Origin of the sequence: Mucilaginibacter sp., assembly GCF_965201005.1 — a bacterium.
Lineage (GTDB): Bacteria > Bacteroidota > Bacteroidia > Sphingobacteriales > Sphingobacteriaceae > Mucilaginibacter_A.
Map to the genome: position 1 here is coordinate 2,890,912 of NZ_OZ241747.1, position 22,205 is coordinate 2,913,116.

The 22,205-nt window shown below is 41.6% G+C and carries 20 protein-coding genes; 9 read left to right on the forward strand and 11 right to left on the reverse strand.

Annotated features, from left to right (window positions below; all coding sequences use genetic code 11):
* The first annotated feature begins 121 nt into the window (after positions 1–121).
* From ACOFKR_RS13305 to ACOFKR_RS13315, 3 genes are all read left to right on the forward strand, one after another.
* Positions 122–1,204, forward strand: a complete 1,083-nt coding sequence (locus tag ACOFKR_RS13305; protein ID WP_419801291.1) for an Ldh family oxidoreductase — start codon at positions 122–124, stop codon at positions 1,202–1,204.
* 130 nt (positions 1,205–1,334) lie between these two features.
* Positions 1,335–1,571: a UPF0175 family protein gene (locus ACOFKR_RS13310; protein WP_419801292.1), complete on the forward strand. Its 237-nt coding sequence runs from the start codon at positions 1,335–1,337 to the stop codon at positions 1,569–1,571.
* Positions 1,561–2,016: a DUF3368 domain-containing protein gene (locus tag ACOFKR_RS13315; RefSeq protein WP_419801293.1), complete on the forward strand. Its 456-nt coding sequence runs from the start codon at positions 1,561–1,563 to the stop codon at positions 2,014–2,016. Before ACOFKR_RS13310 ends, ACOFKR_RS13315 begins: the two co-directional genes overlap by 11 nt.
* A 373-nt stretch (positions 2,017–2,389) precedes the next feature.
* Here ACOFKR_RS13315 and ACOFKR_RS13320 read toward each other — a convergent pair whose 3' ends face one another.
* The 6 genes from ACOFKR_RS13320 to ACOFKR_RS13345 all read right to left on the reverse strand — a co-directional run bounded on the left by ACOFKR_RS13320 (position 2,390) and on the right by ACOFKR_RS13345 (position 7,767).
* On the reverse strand, positions 2,390–3,049 hold the full coding sequence (locus ACOFKR_RS13320) for a hypothetical protein (protein WP_419801294.1): 660 nt from the start codon (positions 3,047–3,049) through the stop codon (positions 2,390–2,392).
* 217 nt (positions 3,050–3,266) lie between these two features.
* Positions 3,267–4,379, reverse strand: a complete 1,113-nt coding sequence (gene lepB, locus ACOFKR_RS13325) for a signal peptidase I (protein WP_419801295.1) — start codon at positions 4,377–4,379, stop codon at positions 3,267–3,269.
* A 34-nt stretch (positions 4,380–4,413) separates the two neighbouring features.
* Positions 4,414–5,163: a 4-hydroxy-tetrahydrodipicolinate reductase gene (gene dapB, locus ACOFKR_RS13330; RefSeq protein WP_419801296.1), complete on the reverse strand. Its 750-nt coding sequence runs from the start codon at positions 5,161–5,163 to the stop codon at positions 4,414–4,416.
* A gap of 235 nt (positions 5,164–5,398) precedes the next feature.
* A complete protein-coding gene (locus tag ACOFKR_RS13335; protein WP_419801297.1) occupies positions 5,399–6,046 on the reverse strand; it encodes a DUF5683 domain-containing protein in 648 nt (215 codons plus the stop codon).
* The gene (locus ACOFKR_RS13340; RefSeq protein ID WP_419801298.1) at positions 6,047–6,961 is read right to left on the reverse strand and encodes a ParB/RepB/Spo0J family partition protein; all 915 of its coding nucleotides are present in this window, start codon (positions 6,959–6,961) and stop codon (positions 6,047–6,049) included.
* The gene (locus ACOFKR_RS13345; RefSeq protein ID WP_419801299.1) at positions 6,958–7,767 is read right to left on the reverse strand and encodes a ParA family protein; all 810 of its coding nucleotides are present in this window, start codon (positions 7,765–7,767) and stop codon (positions 6,958–6,960) included. The genes ACOFKR_RS13340 and ACOFKR_RS13345 overlap by 4 nt, the downstream gene beginning before the upstream one ends.
* 323 nt (positions 7,768–8,090) lie before the next feature.
* Between ACOFKR_RS13345 and ACOFKR_RS13350 the strand changes: the two genes are divergently transcribed.
* The 3 genes from ACOFKR_RS13350 (at position 8,091) to ACOFKR_RS13360 (ending at position 9,412) form a co-directional block, all read left to right on the forward strand.
* The gene (locus ACOFKR_RS13350) at positions 8,091–8,261 is read left to right on the forward strand and encodes a hypothetical protein (RefSeq protein WP_419801300.1); all 171 of its coding nucleotides are present in this window, start codon (positions 8,091–8,093) and stop codon (positions 8,259–8,261) included.
* Between the two features lie 68 nt (positions 8,262–8,329).
* Entirely contained in the window at positions 8,330–8,851 is a 522-nt protein-coding gene (locus tag ACOFKR_RS13355; RefSeq protein WP_419801301.1) for an NADPH-dependent FMN reductase, read from the forward strand.
* 18 nt (positions 8,852–8,869) lie between these two features.
* Entirely contained in the window at positions 8,870–9,412 is a 543-nt protein-coding gene (locus ACOFKR_RS13360) for a DUF4142 domain-containing protein (RefSeq protein ID WP_419801302.1), read from the forward strand.
* A gap of 21 nt (positions 9,413–9,433) precedes the next feature.
* Here ACOFKR_RS13360 and ACOFKR_RS13365 read toward each other — a convergent pair whose 3' ends face one another.
* The 5 genes from ACOFKR_RS13365 to ACOFKR_RS13385 form a co-directional block, all read right to left on the reverse strand.
* Positions 9,434–9,718, reverse strand: coding sequence for a hypothetical protein (locus tag ACOFKR_RS13365; protein ID WP_419801303.1), 285 nt, complete (start codon positions 9,716–9,718; stop codon positions 9,434–9,436).
* A 42-nt stretch (positions 9,719–9,760) separates the two neighbouring features.
* Positions 9,761–10,450 carry a lipid-binding SYLF domain-containing protein gene (locus tag ACOFKR_RS13370; protein ID WP_419801304.1) on the reverse strand — a complete coding sequence of 230 codons (690 nt, stop codon included), beginning with the start codon at positions 10,448–10,450 and terminating at the stop codon, positions 9,761–9,763.
* 44 nt (positions 10,451–10,494) lie between these two features.
* Complete coding sequence (locus ACOFKR_RS13375) at positions 10,495–11,244, reverse strand: MBL fold metallo-hydrolase (protein WP_419801305.1); 750 nt, start codon at positions 11,242–11,244, stop codon at positions 10,495–10,497.
* Between the two features lie 113 nt (positions 11,245–11,357).
* Complete coding sequence (locus ACOFKR_RS13380; protein WP_419801306.1) at positions 11,358–11,624, reverse strand: hypothetical protein; 267 nt, start codon at positions 11,622–11,624, stop codon at positions 11,358–11,360.
* Positions 11,625–11,817: 193 nt separating this feature from the next.
* On the reverse strand, positions 11,818–15,816 hold the full coding sequence (locus ACOFKR_RS13385; RefSeq protein ID WP_419801307.1) for a two-component regulator propeller domain-containing protein: 3,999 nt from the start codon (positions 15,814–15,816) through the stop codon (positions 11,818–11,820).
* Between the two features lie 155 nt (positions 15,817–15,971).
* Here ACOFKR_RS13385 and ACOFKR_RS13390 point away from each other — a divergent pair, with 155 nt between their 5' ends.
* Genes ACOFKR_RS13390 through ACOFKR_RS13400 form a run of 3 tightly spaced genes read left to right on the forward strand, consistent with a single transcriptional unit; the run spans position 15,972 to position 21,876 of the window.
* Positions 15,972–19,220 carry a SusC/RagA family TonB-linked outer membrane protein gene (locus ACOFKR_RS13390; protein WP_419801308.1) on the forward strand — a complete coding sequence of 1,083 codons (3,249 nt, stop codon included), beginning with the start codon at positions 15,972–15,974 and terminating at the stop codon, positions 19,218–19,220.
* A gap of 22 nt (positions 19,221–19,242) precedes the next feature.
* Positions 19,243–21,150, forward strand: a complete 1,908-nt coding sequence (locus ACOFKR_RS13395) for a RagB/SusD family nutrient uptake outer membrane protein (RefSeq protein WP_419801309.1) — start codon at positions 19,243–19,245, stop codon at positions 21,148–21,150.
* Between the two features lie 24 nt (positions 21,151–21,174).
* Complete coding sequence (locus ACOFKR_RS13400) at positions 21,175–21,876, forward strand: DUF3823 domain-containing protein (RefSeq protein WP_419801310.1); 702 nt, start codon at positions 21,175–21,177, stop codon at positions 21,874–21,876.
* Positions 21,877–22,205 lie beyond the last annotated feature (329 nt).

Here is a 22,205-nt window from a genome sequence, read left to right on the forward strand (position 1 = left end):
GCATTGATAAAATTCTGTGATTTCGACCGAAGGGAAAAATCTTATTCTAAATTACTAATCAATTGTTCGTTAAAGAACATCCCTCCTATCTTCGGGACGAGAGAAAAATAATACCAATTTTATGCTGATAAAAGAAGCATCGCTACGAAAATTTACCGAAAATATTTTTCAAAAAATCGGCTGTAGTTTGGACCACAGTAAACTCGCTGCCGATGTTTTGTTGCGCTCCGATCTGCGCGGGATTGATTCGCACGGCGTTGCCCGTTTAAGCGGTTATGTACGTTTGTGGGAGAAAAAACGCATCAACCCAAAACCCAACATTAAGATTGTACACGAAACCCCAACCACGGCAACCGTTGACGGCGATGCCGGTTTAGGTTTAGTGGTTGCTCCTTTTGCCATGCAAGTTGCAATGGAAAAAGCCGGGAAATACGGTTCGGGCTGGGTTTCTGTCCGCAATTCCAATCATTTTGGCATTGCCGGTTATCATGCTTTAATGGCTGTTGAAAAAGACATGATCGGTTTCGCCATGACGAACGCGAGTCCACTCGTGGCACCAACTTTTTCCAACGAACGAATGCTCGGCACCAACCCGATGTGTTATGCTTTCCCCGCCGGGAAATATCCGCCACTGATTGTAGATATGGCAACTTCTGCCGCAGCAAATGGCAAACTGGAAATTGCACAACGCGCCGGGAAACCGGTTCCGGAAGGTTGGATTCAGGATGAAAACGGCGATTTTACCACTGATCCTCATGCTTTAAAATTTGGTGGTTCTTTGCTTCCATTGGGTAGCGACCGTGAACATGGCAGCCATAAAGGTTTTGGTTTAAGTGCTACGGTTGACATTCTTTCGGCCGTACTTTCCGGTGCTAATTATGGTCCTTGGGTTCCGCCTTTTGTGGCTTATTTAGATCCTGCGCTAAATCCTGTGGGAACCGGAATCGGGCATTTTTTAGGAGCAATGCGTGTAGATGGTTTTCGGCCGGTTGATGAATTTAAACATCATTTAGATAATTGGATTGAACGTTTTAAGTCGGCAAAAACAGTATCACCAGATCAAAAAATAATTATTCCCGGCGAGCCGGAACTGGAAGCTGAATTGGACCGTAAAGTAAATGGTATTCCTTTGGTTGATGCGGTTGTGCAGGATTTGAATGATCTGGCGGGTAAGTTGGGCGTGGAAGGGTTGAGTGAGGTTTAAAATAATTGCTAATGATGGATTAGGAATCAACAGCTTAAAGGACGGAGTTACAAACTTAGACAGCAGAAACAATTAGAAGAATCGTCTAATCACTGTGCCATAATTTTAATCAAATTCTTATATTTATATCATGACAACGATGATATTACAAGTTCCCGATGCGCTTGAAAAAGAACACGATGAAACCGTTCGTTTGATTGCAGCTAAGTTGTATGAATCAGGCAAACTATCTTTAAGTCAGGCGGCAGAAATGTGTAGCATGAAGAAGTGGGACTTTGCTGAAATCCTGATTAATTATGGTGTTCATTATCTTGATGTAAGTGCTGCTGCAGATTTAGATGACTTTAAACATTCCTTTGGAAAATAAAACTGTTATAACGGATACCAGTTGTTTTATTCTGCTGGAGAAAATTAACGCGCTTCATATATTGCACCAGTTGTTTGCAACGGTATATACTACTCCGGAGATCGCAAAAGAATATGGTAAACCATCACCAAACTGGATAATTATTCAAGCTGCAAATCAAATTTTACAAGAAAAATTTTATCATGATGTTGATTTAGGCGAAGCGAGTGCTATTGCTTTAGCTTCTGAAATTTCCTGCGATTACATCATTCTTGATGATTTAGCAGCGCGAAAATTAGCTAAAAAACTGGGTTTAACCATCATGGGTACTGTAGGCGTATTGTTAAGTGCTAAACAAAAAGGTATTGTGCCTTTATTTCGTCCTTACCTTGATTTGATTCAACAAACCAACTTTAGGTTGTCTCAACAATTAGCTGAGGAGTTTATCAGAGCAGCAGGCGAATAAAGAGAACAATCAGGCTGGCATTTTGAACCCAGGTTAGCAGACGGATTTAAATTTAATTGATAAAAGAAGCATTGCTTTTTCTGTACAAGATTGCAGATTTCAAGTTAAAGGTGTGGAAATTTAAAGTAAGTTGGTATTGCTGGATTAGAAATCCATAGCTTAAAAGGTCGGGATTGCAAACACAGACCAGCTGGGAGCTTAAATTTAATCGATAAAAGAAGCAACTTTCACTTATTTACAAGATTGCAGATTTCAAATTAAAGGTGTTGGACGTTAAAGTAAGTTGGGTATTGTTGGATTGGAAATCCAAAGTTCAAAGGGCGGGATTATAAATCCCGACCAGCAAGTATTTTTTAAAATATTTCTAATCCGATCAGTTATAAATTACGTTTTCGCTATAACCGTGCTGTATCATACTTAATTTTCCATCCTTAAAATTTAGTCTGACTGACGATGTGCCTGTCAATCCTGATTTGATGTTTTTGGTGAAAGTAAAGTACCATTCGTCATAATTACCCATATCAGCATCAAACGGCTTTTTTAAAGTCTTATCTGGTAGAATGATTTGGTAATTACTATAAGCTTGAACTTTATATATAGCTTGCAATTTGGCATAAATCGAGGCAACAGCATCATCTTTATGAATTGCCGTTTCATCAGGCAGGTCCTGCGGCCATTTACCGACCTCAACAGGCAAAGCATCAATAGCTGTAACTTTTTCACCATTAAACTTTATGATAGCGCGATCAATACGTTCCCCGTTGCTTTGTAGGGTGATGGCCTGATAAAAGCTTAACTGATTTTGAATTTGCTCCGGCTGAGTAGAGGGTTTGCGGTAAACAATAGCAACCTCGTCAAAATTATTTTCAATTCCCGCTTGTTGAAGCTGGACAAATACTTCGGCAGGTGTACTACCAATTTGAATTCCCCATTTTTCCCCTTTAGTAATCCTTTCATTAAAAGAAGGGGAATTTTCTTTTTTACAGGACAATAGCAATATTATAGGGATAATAAGTAAGAATGAATGTTTCATGTTTTATTTATTTTATAACCTGTACGTGTTTTTAACGCTAAACGATACACCCTCCTTGCTGGTAAAGATTTGTAATATTCGCTATTTCGTCCTTTGAGCTTAGGATTTGCGATCCTACCTATTAATTCAACAATTTTTCATGTTGATTTTTATTTTAGGCAAAAGGCGTAACCTTTCCGATTACACCTTCCAAATTTACACCGATAAAAGAAGCATTCTACCTAATCCCCATAAACAACCGGCTCCATCTAATTTTATGCAGAAAAGAAGCTTGCTCGTCCCAGCTCATCCAAATAAATAAAGCTTTACCTACAATATGGTCTTCGGGCACAAAACCCCAGAAACGGCTGTCTAAAGAGTTGTGGCGGTTATCGCCCATCATCCAGTAATAATCCATTTTAAAAGTGTAACTATTGGTTTTCGTTCCGTTGATGTAAATATCGTTTCCTCGTTTTTCCAGCTTGTTGTTTTCGTACAGCTTGATAGCACGTTCGTAAATCAGATAGTTGGTCGAATCCAGCGTAACCGTCCAGCCTTTTTTCGGGATGATGACAGGGCCATAATTATCCACGTTCCATTTCAGCTTCGGATCATGCGGAAAAACCTGCAAATCTGCCTGTCCGGGCGGCTGGATGTAGGGCGCAATGTAGGTGATGTTGGAATAGCTTTTTAAAATCGGCACACTTGCGCGCGGCATTATCCATTCCAAATCTGTTGCGTTTACCTGCCCGTGCGAAGGATCAATGTGCAGATCGTACAAAACATCCGGGTTCAGTTCCTGTCCGTTAGTACGGACAAGGTACGAAGTCTGGCTTTCTTTCGGTGTTTCCTCAGCTTTACCGTTCACATAAACCTGTGTATTGATTAGTTTCAACGTATCGCCCGGCGTGCCCTGGCAACGCTTGATATAGTTTTCGCGCTTATCAACCGGACGATATAACGGCGAATCCGCATCCATCGGATAATTAAAAACCACCACATCACCTTTTTTTACGTGGCTTAATCCCGGCAAACGGTAATAAGGCAGTTTGATGCCGTCCCAATAAGATTTTACGTCAAAAATGGGCATGGTATGATGCGCAAACGGAAAGGAAATGGGCGTCATCGGGGTGCGCGCACCGTAATTTATCTTGCTCACAAACAAAAAATCGCCTACCAAAAGCGAGCGTTCCATCGATGGCGTTGGGATGGTAAAAGCTTCGATAAACAAACCGCGGATCAGTGTGGCGGCAACAACTGCAAAAATAATGGCGTCGAACCATTCCCGTGTCGCACTTTTCTTTTTTTTCTTTGGATCAGCAGTAGTTTTGTTCCAGAATTTCCAGCTCATTGTTTTGATTATTGAAGGCGTGAAAGTAGTGTTTTTAAGCGTTAAAATTAAACAGATCGGAAGCTGTAAAAAAACCTTTACGATCTTTAACCCACTCGGCGGCCAGCACCGCGCCCAAGGCAAAACCACTGCGGTTGTGCGCCGTATGTTTAAATTCGATCGTATCTACTTCCGAACCATAAATAACGGTATGCGTACCTGGAACGCTTTCAATCCGTAAAGATTCTATTAACAATTGGTTGGGTTTTATTTGATCGTTATCGTCTTTATCATCGGTTGTCAAAACGTTTACCCATGCTTCTTTTACCGGTATATTTTCGATGATCCCTTCGGCAATCGTGATCGCCGTTCCGCTTGGCGCGTCCAGTTTTTGGGTATGGTGGATTTCTTCTACCTGAACTTCGTAATCCGGAAAACGGTTCATAACCTGAGCCAGCATTTTGTTGATGTGGAAGAAAATATTCACCCCGACACTAAAATTAGAGGCATAAATAATGGCCGCATTTTGCTCCAGACAAGCGTTTTTTACCTCCGGGATTTTTTCGTACCAACCCGTAGCACCAACAACTACCGGGATACCGGCATCCATACAAAGTTTAATATTGCCCAAAACCGTGTGCGGCGTACTGAATTCTATGGCCACATCCGCTTGCTGCAGGTTTGCCAGAGTGAGATCGTACAAATTATCATGATCAATTTTTAAAACAATTTCATGTTTGCGTCCGAGGGCAATCTGTTCGATCATTCTGCCCATTTTTCCGTATCCGAGTAAAGCTATTTTCATTGAGGTATAAGGTATAAGCTGTCAGGTATCCACTTTCAGCATTCTTTCTAAATTTTATATTGTTAAGGGCCTGTTTAAAATTTATTTCAACAAAAATGCAATGCTTCTTTTACCCTATAAATTTTGGTGTCTGCATAATTTTAAAACAAAAAACCTGTCATTTTTTAGGTGATAAAAGAAGTATATATGTTAAATAATCTGCAAAAAAGCAGATGACTGATTGTTAACGGCTTCTTCATCTCATCTTCATTACCAGCTTCAATCCCGGTGCAAAACCGCCGTAAGCCAAAGCAGGCGAATTGATGATTTCCGGCAAAATTTTAAAACTAAGGTTATTGTCCATCGTGTAAGAATGCTGAAACTTGGCCGCAATGTAAGCATCAATCGCCTGGATTCCCCAGAAAGCAACTGTGCCAATTATGGTCAAATCGCGGTTGCGGTGATAAAAATCTTTGTAAACAATGATAGTTTGAAGCGATGCCGTCCCAAATTTTTCTGTATCGCCCAAATCTCCCCGCTGTAGTGCAACGGCCTGTTTCAGATAATCTTTGTAATTGGTTTGCGCCACATAAAACGAATAAGCCAAACCGGCAAAGCCGCCATAAACGATCGGCAGTTTCCAGTATTGTTTATTATAAATCTGGCCCGTTCCCGGGATGGTCAACGATTTGATGATGGCTTTATGCGGACTATGCGTACTGTCCGGATGATAAACTTTGTCCTTAGGCTGCTCTGCCCGCGGTTTGAACGGGACAAGCACCGATGTGGTATCGCCCCGCGTATTCACCGTGTCGCGCTTGTTTTTAAGCGGTTTTTTCTGGGCGAAAATTGTTCCGGCACAAAAAAACAGCAGTAAAAACAGTATCAGCGGTTTGCGCATCATTTACCAGTCCAACATTTCTAAAATCCGGCCTAAATCATCTTCCGATAAAAACGGGATTTCGATACTGCCTTTCCCGTTCTGCCCAACTTTTAGTTTTACGGGAGAATTGAATTTGGAAGTCAAATCCGTTTGTATCTTCTGCATCTGGAAAGATGGCGAACTTTCCTTTTTGGCGATGCTGTTTTTACCGGGTGTTTTTTGGAGTTCGCGCACCATATCTTCCACCTTTCGTACAGATAGCCCTTTTTCAATGATCTGATGATGAATATAGAGCAACTTGGCCGCATCTTCCACAGCAATCAGCGCACGGGCGTGGCCCATCGTAATTTCGCCGTCGCGGATGGAAGATTGCACCACCGGCGGCAGTTTTAGCAAACGCAGATAATTAGTTACGGTTGATCGGTTTTTGCTCACACGGTCGCCCAATTCTTCCTGCTTCAAATGGCATTCGTCAATCATCCGCTGAAAACTCAAAGCCATTTCTATCGCGTTCAGGTTTTCCCGCTGGATGTTTTCGATCAAAGCCATTTCCAGCATCTGCTGATCGTTGGCCGTGCGCACGTAAGCAGGGATTTCTGTTAAACCAGCTAATTTAGAAGCACGCAGACGCCGTTCACCGGAAATCAACTGATAGCTATTTTTGCCGGTTTTCCGAACGGTAACCGGCTGAATCAAACCCTGCACCGAAATTGAATCGGCCAGTTCTTTTAAAGCTTCTTCATCAAATTCTGTTCGTGGCTGGAAAGGATTTACTTCAATCTCTTCAATTTTAACAGCGTTTACCGATTTTAATCCGTCCGTGTCCGACTGCTCTGTTCTGTCATCGTTTTTTTTGGAAGCAGAATTTACCTGCACAGAATCATTCAGCAAAGCACCCAAACCCCGGCCTAAAGCATTTCGTTTATCTGCACTCATTTTTTTACGCTTAATTTTGCCTGGTTGTCATCCTCTTTCACCATTCCGTTGTTACGCAAAATTTCGCGGGCCAGGTTAAGGTAATTAATGGCACCTTTGCAGGTTGCATCGTGCATAATTACAGACATGCCAAAGCTTGGTGCCTCGCTTAAACGTGTATTCCGCTGGATGATCGTGTTAAAAACCAGGTTCTCAAAATGCGTGCGCACTTCTTCTACCACCTGGTTTGATAAACGCAGGCGAACATCGTACATCGTCAGCAAAATACCTTCAATATCCAACGCCGGGTTCAAACGGTTTTGTACGATTTTGATGGTGTTCAGCAATTTTCCCAAACCTTCCAGCGCAAAATACTCGCACTGAACCGGGATAATCACAGAATTTGCGGCCGTTAAAGCGTTGATCGTGATCAAACCCAGCGAAGGCGAACAATCCACAATAATAAAATCGTACTGATCTTTGATCTTTTCCAGCACGGCTTTCATTTTATATTCGCGGTTGCTGAGGTTGATCATCTCAATTTCTGCCCCAACCAGATCAATGTGCGCGGGCAGCAAATCCAGGTTGGGCGTTTCCGTTTTCTGGATCGCATCAACCGGTTCTACCTCATTGATAATGCATTCGTAAATACTGTTTTTGATCGTTCTCGGATCAAAACCAATGCCCGATGTTGCGTTTGCCTGCGGATCTGCATCAACCAGCAGGGTTTTATATTCCAGCACCGCCAAACTTGCTGCCAGGTTTATGGAAGAAGTGGTTTTGCCCACGCCACCTTTCTGGTTAGCCAACGCGATTATTTTACTCATTATTAATCCTCAGTATAAATTAAAAAGCAAAATTTTGTGCCTTAAAAACAGTATTTCAAACTTGTTTTGATACTGTTTTTACCATACAATTTTCGCTTTAATTAAAGGTGCAAGATACCTACAATTTTGCAATTAGTGTTCAACCAGATTTCCACATATCCATCCTGATATCCACAATCAAAGCAGCATTTTTTGGCTGCAATGATAATTATTACGATAACGTTTTTTTAACAAAATCGTATCCGGCAATTTTTTTTATGCTGATTATTTCAAATCAAATCAGCCCGAATAATGTTAAGCTTGCAAACAAAAAACCTATTATTATGACAAACCGCGTTTACGAAAAAGGCGAAAAAGTGATTACCAAAGATGGCGAAGGCGTGGTAAACAAAGCCCAGCAAAAAAAGGATGATGATATTGAGGTAAAACTGAATACCGGCGAAGTGAAAACTTATCCTGCTGCAGATGTTTCTGATGATGCCGATGCGGGATAATTTGCAAATTGTATAGTTTGTTTTTTTGCTGATGCTTCTTTTATCAATCATTTTTAACTAAAACTATTATGCTTTCCATCATTGCCGGCACCAACAGGCCGGGCAGCAGCACACTAAAATTAGCACGCTATTACCAACAAAAACTGACCGAAAAAGGCGTTGAAACTGTGCTTGTTTCTTTAGAGGATTTGCCTGACAATTTTTTAAACTCAGATTTATACGGTAAAAGAAGCATTGGTTTTGAGCCGGTCTTGAAGCAAATTAACAACTCTGATAAATTTATTTTCATCATCCCGGAATACAACGGAAGCTTCCCTGGTGCCTTGAAAGTTTTTGTGGATGCCTGCGATTTCCCGGAAAGTTTTTATGATAAAAAAGCGGCTTTGGTAGGCATTTCTTCCGGCAAATACGGCAATATCCGCGGTGTAGATCATTTTACGGGCGTTTGCAATTATATGAACATGCACGTTTTTTCGTTAAAATTGCATATTCCTTTTATCCGAAAAGAATTGGATGCAAATGGAAATTTAACCGAAGCTGATACCATTAAATTTACTGATGAACAGATGAACCGGTTTATCAACTTTTAAATTAACCTGAATTTTAAAATGAAATACTGTTTTTACCTCCTGTTTTTTGGTGTAATGCTGAGCCAGGTTTCCTGCAGCAACAATCAGCAAAAAAGTTCATCGGCAACACAAACTTCTGCCAAAAAACAATTGGACACGGCAGATGCACATCTGGCAACTGACCTTTCTGTGTTTTTTACAAGCCAGGTGCAGGCCGCAAAACTGATAGAAACAAAAAGCACCAATAAAAAAGTGACCGATTTAGCCAGCCAAAACGAACAGCTTTATACGCAGTTAAGCACTCGTTTAAATACTTTATCTGATGAATACACTATAGTTTTACCGGCAAAACCTGCCGACCAAGCCGGGAAAAATTTAGTTGCTTTAAGGGTTGCAAAGCTAAGTTTGCTGGATCATGCGTATCTGCTGCAAATGCTTAAAGATCATAATGTTATAATCCGTGAAATCAATGCCGCTAAAAATACCCAATGCGTTCCGCTAAAAGCTTTTGTGTTGAGTAATCAGGCAGACATTATCAAACAGGCTTATGCGCTTTCTGCGTTAAAAGATGAAACGCCGTAGCTGCTTAAATACGGCCTAACATCACATTTTCCGGCTGTTGGCAATGTAAAATTCCAAAGCCAGTTCTTTAACGCGTTCGTTTTTTTCGCCCAAAACTTCTTCTGTATTTTTGTCCTGCAGCAAAGCCAGAAGTTCTACCTGCATCCGGAAAATCATTTCCACTTTAGCACTGTTGATCCCTAATTCCCTGATCAAAATGGTGTTGATGTCAAACTCGGTATTGGCACTGGTTTGGCTCGCAGTGGTTTGGTTTTCACTGGTTTGGCTGGCGTTGGTTTGAGGTGTATTTTCTGGTGTTTCGTTCATGATGCTGTTTTTATCGGTATAAATTTGGGTTTTCTGCGGAAGTTATTTCCGGTACAAACCGTTTAGCGTTTGTTTCAACGTTTTAACCGCAGGATCTGCAGATGGTTTTTTATTGGCAAATATGGTTGCGGCATCATCCGTATCACCATAAAAACTATCATTGGCATTTTGGTCAACATCCAGCGCAGAACCGCTTAAACTGATACCTGCAAAAAGTCCTTTGCTGCGCGAATACGAATAAACTTCGGATTCTAACTTGTAATCCGTGCCGGCAGAAGAAGTGCGGCCAACCGGACCGGCAGCTACAGAAATATCGCCGCCCAGTGTAAAACTGCTTTTACCAATGTCCTGAAGCGAAGATTTATTAAGGAAAACCAGCACCAGATCAACCGATTGTATGCCGATCTGGAAACCCAGGCTGCCGCCCGTCATGGTCAGAAAAACCGGGTTACTCCAGGTTCCGTTTTCATTTTTAACCATGGCGATACCTTTTCCGCGCTTGCCGCCGATCCCAAATCCGGCGTTGATCAAGCCCGGGATAATGATGATCCCTTCCGTTTTTTGCAGCAGTTGCTGCGGGATGGTTTCGCGCAGTTTGCCAAATTCCTGTATCACTTTTACCGATGCGTCCAGTTTTTGCGTTTGCTTGTTTTGCGCCCATACAGAATCTGCAAGTAAAAAAATAACCGATAAAAGAAGTATGCTTTTTTGTATGGAAGCCCGGATTTTCATGTATTGAGTTTTTTGTTCAAACTGATAACCAATACAAGCCTTTTTTATTGTGCTGCGGTGTACCAGTTGCGCAAACGTACATCTATTTTCGGGTTTCGGTCGTTCACCAGTTTTTTAAACAGCTCGATATCGCTAAACTTATTGCCCGGCTGGCGGTAATGGTACGGGTAAACCACGGCCGGTTTAAAAGCCAGAACGGCATCGGCAGCAGGCACAACATCCATGGTATAGGGCGGGTTCATGCACACAAAGGCCACATCAATATTTTTGAGCGAACGCATATCCGGCGTGCCGTCCGTATCACCCGAAAGGTAAACACGCTTTCCGCCAAAAGTCAACACATAACCATTGCCTACACCTTTTTTGTGGCGCGCAGTTTCTTCGGGGATGTTGTATGCCCCTATTGCTTCTATTTTAATATTTTTATAAGTATAATTCTGGCCGTTTGGCAAAACCGTAATTTTGGCAAAAGTTTTATTTTTTAGCTGATCTATTACTTTTTGAGGCGCGATCAGTTCAGTTTTTGTGAGGTCTAACCCGGCTAAAGTTGCTTCGTCCAGGTGGTCGCCATGTTCGTGGGTAATTACTATCAAATCCGGCATTTTCATGTTTTTATAACGTTCTGCACCGCCATACGTGTCAGCATAAACCGTAATGCCGTTCCATTGCATCACCAAAGCTGCATGGAAAACCGGTGTAATTTCGAGGTTGCCTTTTTTTGTTGAGAACGTTTCCGGTTGTGCATAAGCCCAAAAAAAGGGCAGTAAAAACAGTATCGTCAATAATTTTTTCATGCTGAAAGATTTGGGTTGACAACAGCCTGACCGGTTTTTAGTTTATCCAAATCCTGTTGAAACCAAAAAAGCCGGAAATATACTTTCCGGCTTTAAAAATTCAACAGTAACCCTTACATTTTTGGGGAAGCCGTTTTGTTGGCTTTGTAGCGTTTGTCTGGCGTGCCGTCTTTTTTCATCGGGCCGGCTTGGGCTGGTTTTTCTGCCTTGTTCATTTTGTAGCGTTTGTCCGGCGTGCCGTCTTTTTTCATGCCAACACCTTTTTTAGTGTTTTGGGTAGTTGTGTGCATTGTACCCGTGCTGCGCGGTGATGTTGTTTGTGCAAATGTGGCTGTGCTCAAGAAAGCAACCAGCATTAATAAACTGAATAATTTTTTCATGTTTTTTTGATTAAAATGACGCCTTGAATTTACAACAGTTTTTGAATATCCAAACAACATCTTTTTTATAATCCGGACTAAAATAAAAGTATTGGTGCATGTTTAAATCCCTGTTGACAAATTTACAATGCTTCTTTTATGCCATAAATTTTGCCTTAATGATTTTTGGGTTGAAAAGATTGATTCATTGCACCTACATTACCTTCTTTTTACTTTGCTGATATTCTGTTGGCGTGGCACCAAACTGTTTTAAAAAGTTCCTTCCCAGGTGCGATTGCGAACTGTAACCAACCATATCGGCAACTTCATAAATTTTATAATGGCCTTCTTCCAGCAGTTTTGCGGCCACTTTTAACCGGCTGATGTTGATCAGTTCATTGATGGTCAGGCTGGAAATTGCTTTGATTTTTCGGTACAATGTTGGCTTGCTCATGTTCAGCAGGTTGGCCACCAGCTCCACATCCATATCCGGGTTCTGGATGTTTTTGTAAATAACGGCATTCATTGTTTCTAAAAATTCTTCGTCGGATTGCGAATGGGCCATACTTTTGATATGTACCAGCGGCGAATTGGCAAAATACTCTTTGACTTTACTTCTGTTCATCAGTAGGTTAGCTATCTGAACTTCCAGAAATTCCGGTGAAAACGGTTTTTCAACATAGGCATCGGCACCCACTTCCAAACCTTCAATTTTGTTTTGCATGGTGTTTTTAGCGGTCAGCAAAATTATTGGTACATGGCTATGGTCAAATCCGGTTTTTATTTTCCGGCACAATTCAAAGCCGTCAATGCCGGGCATCATCACATCGCTGATGATCAGGTCCGGGTTTTCCGTTTCCAAAACCTTTAACGCTTCGGCCCCGCTCTGTGCTTTTTTTACGGTATATTTTTCGGTCAAACCATCTGCAATAAAATCCAGTATTTCGGGATTGTCATCCACTAATAAAATTGTTTGTTTCATGGTCGGGGCATTTAGGGTTGTCCGGTTTGATAAATTGATCGTTTCATCTTCGTTGGGATACAGGTCAAATTCTTTTTCCTGATGAATGGGCAGCGTTAAAATAAAGGTGTTCATCTTCCTGTCCGGCTTTTTCAAAGCTAAAAAACCTTTGTGCAATTCGGCAAGCGAGCGCGAAAGCGACAGGCCGATACCGGTGCCAACATGTTTTTCGGTTTCCTTCAACCTAAAAAACGGCTCAAATATTTTTCCGCTCATTTCCGGTGGTATAATGTGCCCATCGTTCCTGATTTCAACAGAAAAAGTACAACTATCCGAAGTGAAGGCCAGCAGTTCTATCTCAACCATTGTATCGGCATATTTAATGGCGTTGTTGAATAAATTGCTCAAAATTTTGTTAACAGCCTCAGTATCAATGTAAGCAAAAAGGGTTTCTGTTGGATATTTTAAAGAATAATCCAGGTTTCTTTGCTCGGTGATTGGTTTAAAGCTGATGAAAACATCTTCCAGCAACTCATTGATGTTTTGTTTAACGAAGTTGAGGTTGAACGTATTGGTTTCTGTTTTCCGGAAATCCAGCAACTGGTTGGTCAGATCAAGCAGCCGGTTGGTGTTTCTTTCCATAATTTTCAGGTTGTTCTGGATGTCGGGCACCAGTTCCGAGCGGCGGATCACTTTTTCCATCGGCCCTTTGATCAGCGTTAAAGGCGTGCGTATTTCGTGTGCCACATTGGTAAAAAACTCGATTTTGGCATTGTATATCTGCTTTTCCTTGTCGTTTTCCAGCAGTTCGATCAGGCGGTTGTTTTTTTCACGCGTTCTCCGGTGATAGCGTCTCACTGCATAAAAAAATGCCAGTAAAAGAAGCATCACATACACTAAATAAGCATAAACACTCGCCCAAAAAGGTGGCGAAATTTCAATTTCCAGCCGGGCTTCGCGGTCGTTCCAGCGGCCGTTATTGCCTGCGGCATTTACTATAAATGTATAATGGCCGGGCGAAAGCTGCGTAAAATATATTTTCCGGTTGGTTTTCAGGTACGTCCAGCGGTTGTCCAAACCCTGCATTTTGTACTTGTACTGTGTCATTTCCGGCGAAGAAAAATCCAGTGCGGCAAAATCCAAACTAAAAGATGACTGATCATGTTTCAGGTTGATTTGATGCGTGTAAAGGATGGATTTGCTTAACAACGGACTATGGTTAACCATAATTTCCTTGTTAAAAACCTGCAAACCGGTGATGTAAACAGGTGCTTCAAAATTGTTCGGGCGAAAAGTGTCAGGGTTGAAACCGACCATGCCTTTTACGCAGCCGAAATACATTGTTCCGTCTGCATCTTTAAAAGACGAGTTGTAATTAAACTGATCACTCAGTAAACCGCTGGCTTTGGTATAAATTTTCAGGTTATGGTCGGCCAGGCTCAGGCTTACCAAACCGCGTGTTGTGCTGATCCACAGGTTTTTATGATCGTCTTCTTCTATCCTGAAAACAAAATTTCCGGGCAAACCGCTGCTGGTGTCAAACCGGCGACAAATATTTTTCTGCGGATCATAAAGCCACAAACCCGAACCTTCTGTGGCAAACCAAAGCTGGTGCCGGCTGTCTTCAAACACATCGTTTATGGTGGTATTTTTCAATGCTTCTTTTATCGCATATTTTTTGGTGTCTTGCTTTGTTTTCAGGTTGAAGGAATGCACGCCATCATGCATCGTACCAATCCAAACATTGCCCTGATGATCTTCCGTAAGCGAAGAGATAAAATTATTGGCCAACAGGTTTTCGGTTACGTTAAAACTGCCGGTTTTGGGCTGATAGCTGTACAGCCCTCTGGAAGTGCCGACCAAAATCAAACCTGTTTTGGTTTTAAGAAAACACACCACAAAATTGCTTTTCAGTTCGTTGGGCTGCGGACCGGCGAAAAAACGACGTATAATTTTGCCGGAAGCAATGTTCATGATATCCAAACCACGATCAAACGTCCCCACAAACAGGTTTTCGCCATCGGCCAGCAAACCCTGGATGTTGCTGTTTGACAAGCTGTTTTTACCGCCCGGATTGTAGTGCGTCCAGGTTTTCTGGTCGGCACTTAATTTATTGAGGCCGTTGTCTTCCGTACCAACCCACAAATTGCCGTACTGGTCTTTGCAGATTTCGCGCACCACGTTCCCCATCAGCGCGTTCTTGTCTGTCCGCGGATAGAATTTATTAAAGGCAGAATACTGTTTCGGATAATAATTTAAGCCGCCAAAATATGTGCCTGCCCAAATACCGTCTTCTGCATCTTTAAAAAGCGTGTAAACGGCATTGTCAGACAAGGAATACGGATCGTTGTACTGCTTGTTTAAGTTGCTAAAGGTGCCGTTTTGAGTGTTGTAGATAAAAATGCCGGATTCTGTGGCAATCCAATATTCATGATCATTGACCTTTAAAAAATCCCTGACAAATATTTCTGTTTTGTTTTTGTTGTAAGTGAGCACATCCTGATAAGTGCCTGTTTTTATATCAAAAATCTTAAAGCCTTGTGCAGAAGTTCCGATAAAGATTTTTTGATCTGATGTGCTGTAGATTTTCTCGATATAATCGGAAGAAACCTTTTTTGAATGTGCAAAAACATTAACAGAGGTAAAGGTTTTCGTTTCAGGGTTCAGCTTTTCCAGCGTTCCTCCGGTTGATGAAACCCAGATTTCCCCTGTGTTGCCAATGGTGATACTGGTTGCGTCAAACCGTTGAAAAGGTTTATAACTGATCAACTTGCCGCTGATTTTTTGGTAGCTAAAAACAGTATTGTTGCCCACAAACCAGCAGTTGCCGTATTTATCATTTACAATACACCTTACCTCATTGGCCGATGCTGTTTTTATTGGTATAAAACTCTCGTCCTGGGCGTTGTAATTGTAAATACCTGCTGCAGTGCCAATCCATAAAATACCCTTTTTGTCGAGATAAAGTGTTTGGATAAAATTATTGCCGATGCTTTTTTTGTTGCCGTTATCGTGCCGGAAAGTTTTAAAAGTATAGCCGTCAAACCGGTTTAAACCATCCTTGGTGCCAAACCACAAAAAGCCCTGTTTATCCTGAACGCAGGCATAAACCGTGTTGTTGGACAATCCGTTTTCTACCTGGTAATGCTTAAAATAATAAGGCTGCCCAAGGCAAAATTTAACAGATAAAAACAGTAATAAACTATATAATCGTGTAGGTTTCAAAGTGGTTTGCAGCACAAATATATCCAATAGTTAAATTATCTGTAATGAAAATGATACATTTTAACTAACAATTGATAGCATTTAGCTAATCATCTGCATAAAAACCTTATTTCTTTACAGAATATTTTAGAAGTGTTAACTTAACATTTATAGAATACTACTTAACCAATTATTTATCATTTATGAAAAAAGTTTTACTTCTTAAACAGGAAGGCAGGCCCTTCCTGAAATGGAAACCCATCCGAAAAGGGCTTAGCGGAACTTTAGCTTTCCTTTCCATCCTGGTCTGCTTATTTAGCCCGGCTTCGTTATTTGCCCAAACCAAGCAAACAGTAAGCGGAACAGTAACAGACGACAAAGGGCAGTTATTAGTTGGCGTTGGGGTTAGGGTCAAGAACACCAATACCGGTACTTCTACCGATGTTCAGGGTAAATTTAAAATCACCTTAACCGATGCTAACAGAATATTGGTGTTCAGTTACCTTGGTTTTAGCGGCCAGGAAATCCCTGTAAGCGGCAAAAGCACTATCAATGTAAAATTACAAGCCACAAATTCTACTTTGCAGGAAGTGGTGGTTACAGGTTACGGCACGCAGAAACGGGAATCCATTACAGGTGCCATTTCGAGTGTGACCAGCAAGGATATTGACCGAGTACACGGCGGTTCTACAGTTAGTACCGGCCTGGCCGGTAAGCTGCCCGGCGTAACTTTCAGGCAGGCAGAAGGACGCCCCGGTGCATCTGCCAGCATCCAGATCCGTAATATGGGCACACCGCTTTATGTTATTGATGGTGTTCAGCAAGACGAAGGCCAGTTTAACAATCTTGCGCCAAACGATGTGGAAAGCATTACCGTTTTAAAGGATGCATCTGCAGCGATATATGGTGTGCGTGCAGGAAACGGTGTGGTGGTTGTAACCACCAAAAGAGGTTCCGGCGAAAGCAGGATCAATGTGGATTCTTATCTGGGCTTTCAGTATTGGGACCGTTTCCCCAACGTGCTAACCAACTCTTATGATTATATGAAAGCCCTGGCAGCAGCCCAGGTGGTTACCAACGGCAGTACAGCGATAACACCCGCCGAGTTGGATAAATATAAACAAGGCACACAGGTTGGCTATCAGAGTTTTAACTGGAAACCTTTTGTTTTGGCCAATAAAGGTGCCCCGTTAAATTCGTTCCATGGCGATATTACAGGCGGAACCGACCGGGTTAATTATTATGTGGCCGGAACTACCTTATATCAAAATGACGAAGCCGGTTCTGAATATAATTACCGCCGTACGAATATTCAATCCAATGTGCGGGCCAAAGTAGCATCCGGACTGACCGTTAACATGAACATTAACGGACGGGTGGAAACCCGTGAAAACCCGGGCGTGCCCGGAGGTGATGATTATTTTTTGGCAAGGCTGGGTATTTTGGAAAATACACCTTTAGACAGGCCTTATGCAAACGATAACCCGGATTATTTAAGGGACAACGGCCCGCATACGGAAGCTAACTATGCGTTCCTGAATAAAAAAATTGCAGGTGTGTATCATCAGGACTGGCGGGTATTGCAGGCAAATTTTGGTGTTGAGTACGAAATCCCGAAAATAAAAGGACTGGTTGCAAAATATAACTATTCTTATTATATCGCCGATGAACTGTTAAACAACCACGAGTACACTTATAATGCTTACACTTATAACCAAGGCACAAAGAATTATGACATTACACACTCGGTTACCAATCCCTGGAGAGAGCGTGAACAACGTAAAGAATTGAATATCACTACTCAGTTTCAGTTAAATTACAATAATTCTTTTGGTAAAAGTACGGTTGGCGGAACCTTTGTTGCAGAACGTATCCACTTACAGCATTTAAGGAACTGGCTTCATGCAAGCCCGATATCAAATAATTTACCTTTGATCTATTTACCAACTGTGGATACCTATCAGGACAATGATGATTCTGAAGCACGTATTGGTTATGTTGCTCGTTTAAACTACAATTACGATAATAAATATTATTTGGAAGCATCAGGCAGAAGGGATGCATCCTATCTGTTTGACCCTGCGCATCGCGTAGGTTATTTTCCGGGTGTGTCCATCGGATGGAGGATTACTCAGGAAGGTTTTATGAAGAACCTGCTGGGTGATAAAGGCATACTTACGGACTTAAAATTCAGGGGATCATACGGTGTGTTAGGGGATGACAGAAACCCTGATCCGAATGCTCCAAGAGATGTTTATGGAAATATCCCACCAATTGTTGGTACTTACGCTTACCTTCCCGGCTATAATTATAATACAGGTGCTGCCGGCAATATTGCTATCCTGGATGGCAATGCAGTTTCTACCTCCCAAAACAAAGGTGTTCCGATTAGTACAGTGAGCTGGTTAAGGAATAAAATACTGGATGTTGGTGCTGATTTCAGTATGTTTGGCAGCCACTTAAACGGTAGTATCGATTATTTTAACAGGTCTCGTACTGGTTTGGTTGGCACAAACTTCAGCGTAGTTTTACCGCAGGAAACAGGATATAGCCTGCCGGGTATTAATGAAAACAGTGATTCGCAGCGCGGCGGTGAAATTTCGCTGGCTTACAATAACAAAGTAGGGGCTTTAACTTATAATGTAGGCGGAAACGTTTCTTATAGCCGTCATTATACCAATATCAATATAACAGCACCTTTTGGCAATTCTTTAGATCAATATCGCAATTCCGGGGTGAACCGATTGGCTAATATCAACTGGGGCTATCAGGTTATCGGTCAATTTACCTCAGTTGACCAAATCAATGGATATAAAGTTAATGAAGACGGTAAGGGCAACAGTTCAGTTTTACCAGGCGATTTAATTTATAAAGACCAGAATGGAGATGGGAAAATAGACGGAAACGACCAGCGTCCTATTGGTTATGGTACCAATGCTCAGCCAAACCTTAACTTAGGGCTTACTTTTGGGGCTGCTTATAAAGGCTTTGATTTTCATGCCGACTTTTCCGGTGGGTCCGGTTATTCCTGGGAACAAAACTATGAGGCAAGATGGGCTTTCCAGAACAACGGTAACCTGAACACCATTTTCCAGGATAGCTGGCATCTAAATGACCCTTATAATTTAAACAGTGGCTGGGTTGAAGGTAAATATCCGGTAAACAGAAATAACGTAGGGGGCAACCATTACGATTATAATGCCAACTCCTCCTTCTGGGTACATAATGTTAAATATATCAGGGCAAGGACAATTGAATTAGGTTATTCGTTGCCTGCTGCATTATTAAGCAAGGTTAAAGTAAAAAGAGCCAGGTTTTATGCCAACGTTTATAACTTGTTTTCGATTGATAATCTGCATGAATACGGGATAGACCCGGAAATTAGTGACAATAACGGATTGCAGACACCGCAAAACAGGGTTTATAACTTTGGGGTTAATTTAACCTTCTAAAAAAATTTTATTCAAATATTTGATGAAAAAGATATTAGCAATAGGCATTGTTTCTACACTTTTAAGTATAGGATCATGCAAAAAAGACAGTGATTTTTTAAATGTACCACCAAAATCGGTTATCACTACAGACATAGCATTTTCGGACCCGGCGTTAGTATTGTCAGCTATAGGTGATCTTTACAACAGGCAGGTTGATTTTTCCAGCCTGGATGATGGCTGGCGAACTTTTGCAGATTTTGGGGAATCATTTCCTTCTGATAACGGCTCTTATGATATAGTTCAGAATCGTACTTGGAATTACGGTTCATGGGCAATATGGGATTATGGTTACATACGCGATATGAATATTTTTATCGACAATGTAACTGCTTCAACCAAGTTGCTTCCTGCTGATAAAACCCGCTTTCTGGCAGAAGGGCGTTTTTTACGTGCCAATTATTATTTTGAACTGGTTAAAAGGATGGGCGGTGTCCCGCTGATCACCAAAACCTTGACTTATGATAACGGCGGTTCTGTAAGCAGTTTACTTACCCCACGGGCAAAAGAATCTGATGTATATGATTTTATAATCAGTGAAGCCGAGGCCATCAAAGGCTCTTTACCTTCCGATCCGTCCGAAAAATCAAGGGCAACACAGGCAGCAGCCCTGGCCATGGAAGCACGGGCAGCCTTATACGCAGGCTCTATTGCCAAGTATGGTGCCAAAACCCCGCAGGTTTCACTTCCGGGCGGCGAGGTTGGTATCCCGGCAAGTATGGCAGCAGGTTATTATACCAAGGCTTTAACAGCAGCAAAAGCTATTATTTCCGGCACTGCCGGAGGCTATAAACTGTACCAGGTGCTTCCAAACCTGTCTGACAATTTTGCAGCGGTTTTTTTAGATAAAAGTTCTGTTAACCAGGAATCGATTTGGGTAGAAGATTTTAAAGCACTGGCAGGTAAAACCCATGGGTTTACAACGAGTGATCAGCCATATTCTGTTTCAGATGAAGCTACAGATGCCGGCCGTTTAGACCCTTCCTTAAATTTAGTTGAATCTTTTGAAAAACTGGACAATACTTTTGCCCCGATACCCACAAAAGATGCTTCCGGGAATCAAATTTATTATACCGACCAGCAAGACCCTTTTGCAGGCAGGGACGCCAGGCTGGCAGGCACCGTAATGTTGCCTCACTTTTTTTGGAAAACAGCCTTTATTGATATTTGGGGTGGTTATCTCCTTCCGAATGGAAACATCATCAGCAGTGATGATGCAACACATTTAACTACCCTGCCCGGAGGTTCTGCACAGGTGCAGGTCGTTGGAAAAGACGGCCCTACCCCTACCGGCGAACCGCTTAGAACCCAAACCGGTTTTTACATCCGTAAATACTTAGACCCGGCAACAGGTTCAGGCCGCAGAGGGCGTGGCAGTGATGTCAACTTCATCCGTTATCGTTATGGCGAAGTGCTGTTAAATGCTGCCGAGGCTTCTGCAGAATTGGGTGATTTTGCAACTGCATCAACCTACATCAATCAGGTACGTGCAAGGGCTGGTTTAACCATACCTTTAGTTTTGACCACAGCAAATTATTTTGACCGGATTGTGCATGAGCGCCGTGCAGAGCTTTCTTTTGAAGGACATATTTTATTTGATATGAAACGCTGGAGAATAGCCACACAAGTTTGGGACGGTAACACAGAATCATTGGCAGATTTGACCAGTAACATCGGTTCTGCCACAAAAAGAAATACACAGCCCTGGGGTTTGTATCCTTACAAATACTATAACCCGGGCGGGGCAAATGATGGCAAATGGGTTTTTAGAGAAGTTCTGCCATCAAACGTAACAGGTGTACTTAATTTCAGGCTTGGTAATTATTATTCTCAAATTAATGACGGGATTATTTCTGCCAACCCTAAAATTATCAGACAACCTAACCAATAATTTATAATATTTTAATTAGAAATTATGAAAATCAAATTTCATCATACCCTCATACTTTCCCTTATGCTGTTGAGTACAGCATGTAAATTGGATAATTTTAGTCCGCCGTCGGTTACTTTAAAAGGGCAATTAATGTACAAAGGCACTCCGGTTAATGTTGAATACAACCAGGTCCCTTTTCAAATTTTCCAATCAGGCTTTAAAGGAAACACGCCTATATCCGGAACTTTTGATCAGGACGGGACTTACTCTGTACTGACTTTTAACGGCAATTATAAATTTACGATACCAGGTGGTCAGGGCCCTTTTCAATGGAAAGAACTTCCTTCCGGTGGCAGGGACAGTATAGCGATTAATCTTAGTGGCGATCAAACTGTTAATATTGAAGTTACCCCTTATTATATGATCCGAAATGCACAGCTGGCAGCTTCTGCGGGTAATGTAACGGCTAAGTTCAGCATAGAAAAAGTTATTACCGATGCTACGGCCAAAAACATACAAACGGTAAGTCTTTTTGTGAACAAAACCCAATTTACATCAGCAGCAGACCATGCCGCAGAAGCAGATCTGGCCGGAACGGCAATTACCGACCCAACTAATGTAAATTTAAGCGTTGCCATTCCTAAATTTACGGTAACCCAAAATTATGTTTATGCGCGTGTAGGCATCAGGATAGCAGGTGTAGAAGACATGATATTTTCCCCTGTACAAAAAATCAGTTACTAAAAACCTTATTGCCAGGGGCCAATCTTTAACAGGCTGGCCCCTTTTTTACAGGTTATCGTTATCCATCTGCAATCTTTCAGATAATCTTAATTTGCTAAATGATTACCAACGGGTTGAACAATCATCAATGCTTCTTTTATCCCATAAAAATTGTGCTGAACGATTGATCGTATCCGGTTTATATTTTTAACAAGCTTATAATGCTTCTTTTATGCTTGTAAATTTTGCTTCCTTATTTATTGAGGTGAGAGATTTAAAAACACTAATTTTTAGGTGATAAAAACAGTATATAAAAAAACCTGATCACTATTTAAACACGACTTTAACAA

What these genes read in the sequence shown, in the direction of transcription:
- ACOFKR_RS13365 (WP_419801303.1), bottom strand. Translation starts at nt 9,718, where the DNA reads ATGAACGAAACACCAGAAAATACACCTCAAACCAACGCCAGCCAAACC.
- ACOFKR_RS13335 (WP_419801297.1), bottom strand. Translation starts at nt 6,046, where the DNA reads ATGATGCGCAAACCGCTGATACTGTTTTTACTGCTGTTTTTTTGTGCC.
- ACOFKR_RS13340 (WP_419801298.1), bottom strand. Translation starts at nt 6,961, where the DNA reads ATGAGTGCAGATAAACGAAATGCTTTAGGCCGGGGTTTGGGTGCTTTG.
- ACOFKR_RS13395 (WP_419801309.1), top strand. Translation starts at nt 19,243, where the DNA reads ATGAAAAAGATATTAGCAATAGGCATTGTTTCTACACTTTTAAGTATA.
- ACOFKR_RS13310 (WP_419801292.1), top strand. Translation starts at nt 1,335, where the DNA reads ATGACAACGATGATATTACAAGTTCCCGATGCGCTTGAAAAAGAACAC.
- ACOFKR_RS13350 (WP_419801300.1), top strand. Translation starts at nt 8,091, where the DNA reads ATGACAAACCGCGTTTACGAAAAAGGCGAAAAAGTGATTACCAAAGAT.
- ACOFKR_RS13375 (WP_419801305.1), bottom strand. Translation starts at nt 11,244, where the DNA reads ATGAAAAAATTATTGACGATACTGTTTTTACTGCCCTTTTTTTGGGCT.
- ACOFKR_RS13320 (WP_419801294.1), bottom strand. Translation starts at nt 3,049, where the DNA reads ATGAAACATTCATTCTTACTTATTATCCCTATAATATTGCTATTGTCC.
- ACOFKR_RS13400 (WP_419801310.1), top strand. Translation starts at nt 21,175, where the DNA reads ATGAAAATCAAATTTCATCATACCCTCATACTTTCCCTTATGCTGTTG.
- ACOFKR_RS13380 (WP_419801306.1), bottom strand. Translation starts at nt 11,624, where the DNA reads ATGAAAAAATTATTCAGTTTATTAATGCTGGTTGCTTTCTTGAGCACA.
- ACOFKR_RS13360 (WP_419801302.1), top strand. Translation starts at nt 8,870, where the DNA reads ATGAAATACTGTTTTTACCTCCTGTTTTTTGGTGTAATGCTGAGCCAG.
- lepB (WP_419801295.1), bottom strand. Translation starts at nt 4,379, where the DNA reads ATGAGCTGGAAATTCTGGAACAAAACTACTGCTGATCCAAAGAAAAAA.
- ACOFKR_RS13345 (WP_419801299.1), bottom strand. Translation starts at nt 7,767, where the DNA reads ATGAGTAAAATAATCGCGTTGGCTAACCAGAAAGGTGGCGTGGGCAAA.
- ACOFKR_RS13390 (WP_419801308.1), top strand. Translation starts at nt 15,972, where the DNA reads ATGAAAAAAGTTTTACTTCTTAAACAGGAAGGCAGGCCCTTCCTGAAA.
- ACOFKR_RS13355 (WP_419801301.1), top strand. Translation starts at nt 8,330, where the DNA reads ATGCTTTCCATCATTGCCGGCACCAACAGGCCGGGCAGCAGCACACTA.
- ACOFKR_RS13370 (WP_419801304.1), bottom strand. Translation starts at nt 10,450, where the DNA reads ATGAAAATCCGGGCTTCCATACAAAAAAGCATACTTCTTTTATCGGTT.
- dapB (WP_419801296.1), bottom strand. Translation starts at nt 5,163, where the DNA reads ATGAAAATAGCTTTACTCGGATACGGAAAAATGGGCAGAATGATCGAA.
- ACOFKR_RS13305 (WP_419801291.1), top strand. Translation starts at nt 122, where the DNA reads ATGCTGATAAAAGAAGCATCGCTACGAAAATTTACCGAAAATATTTTT.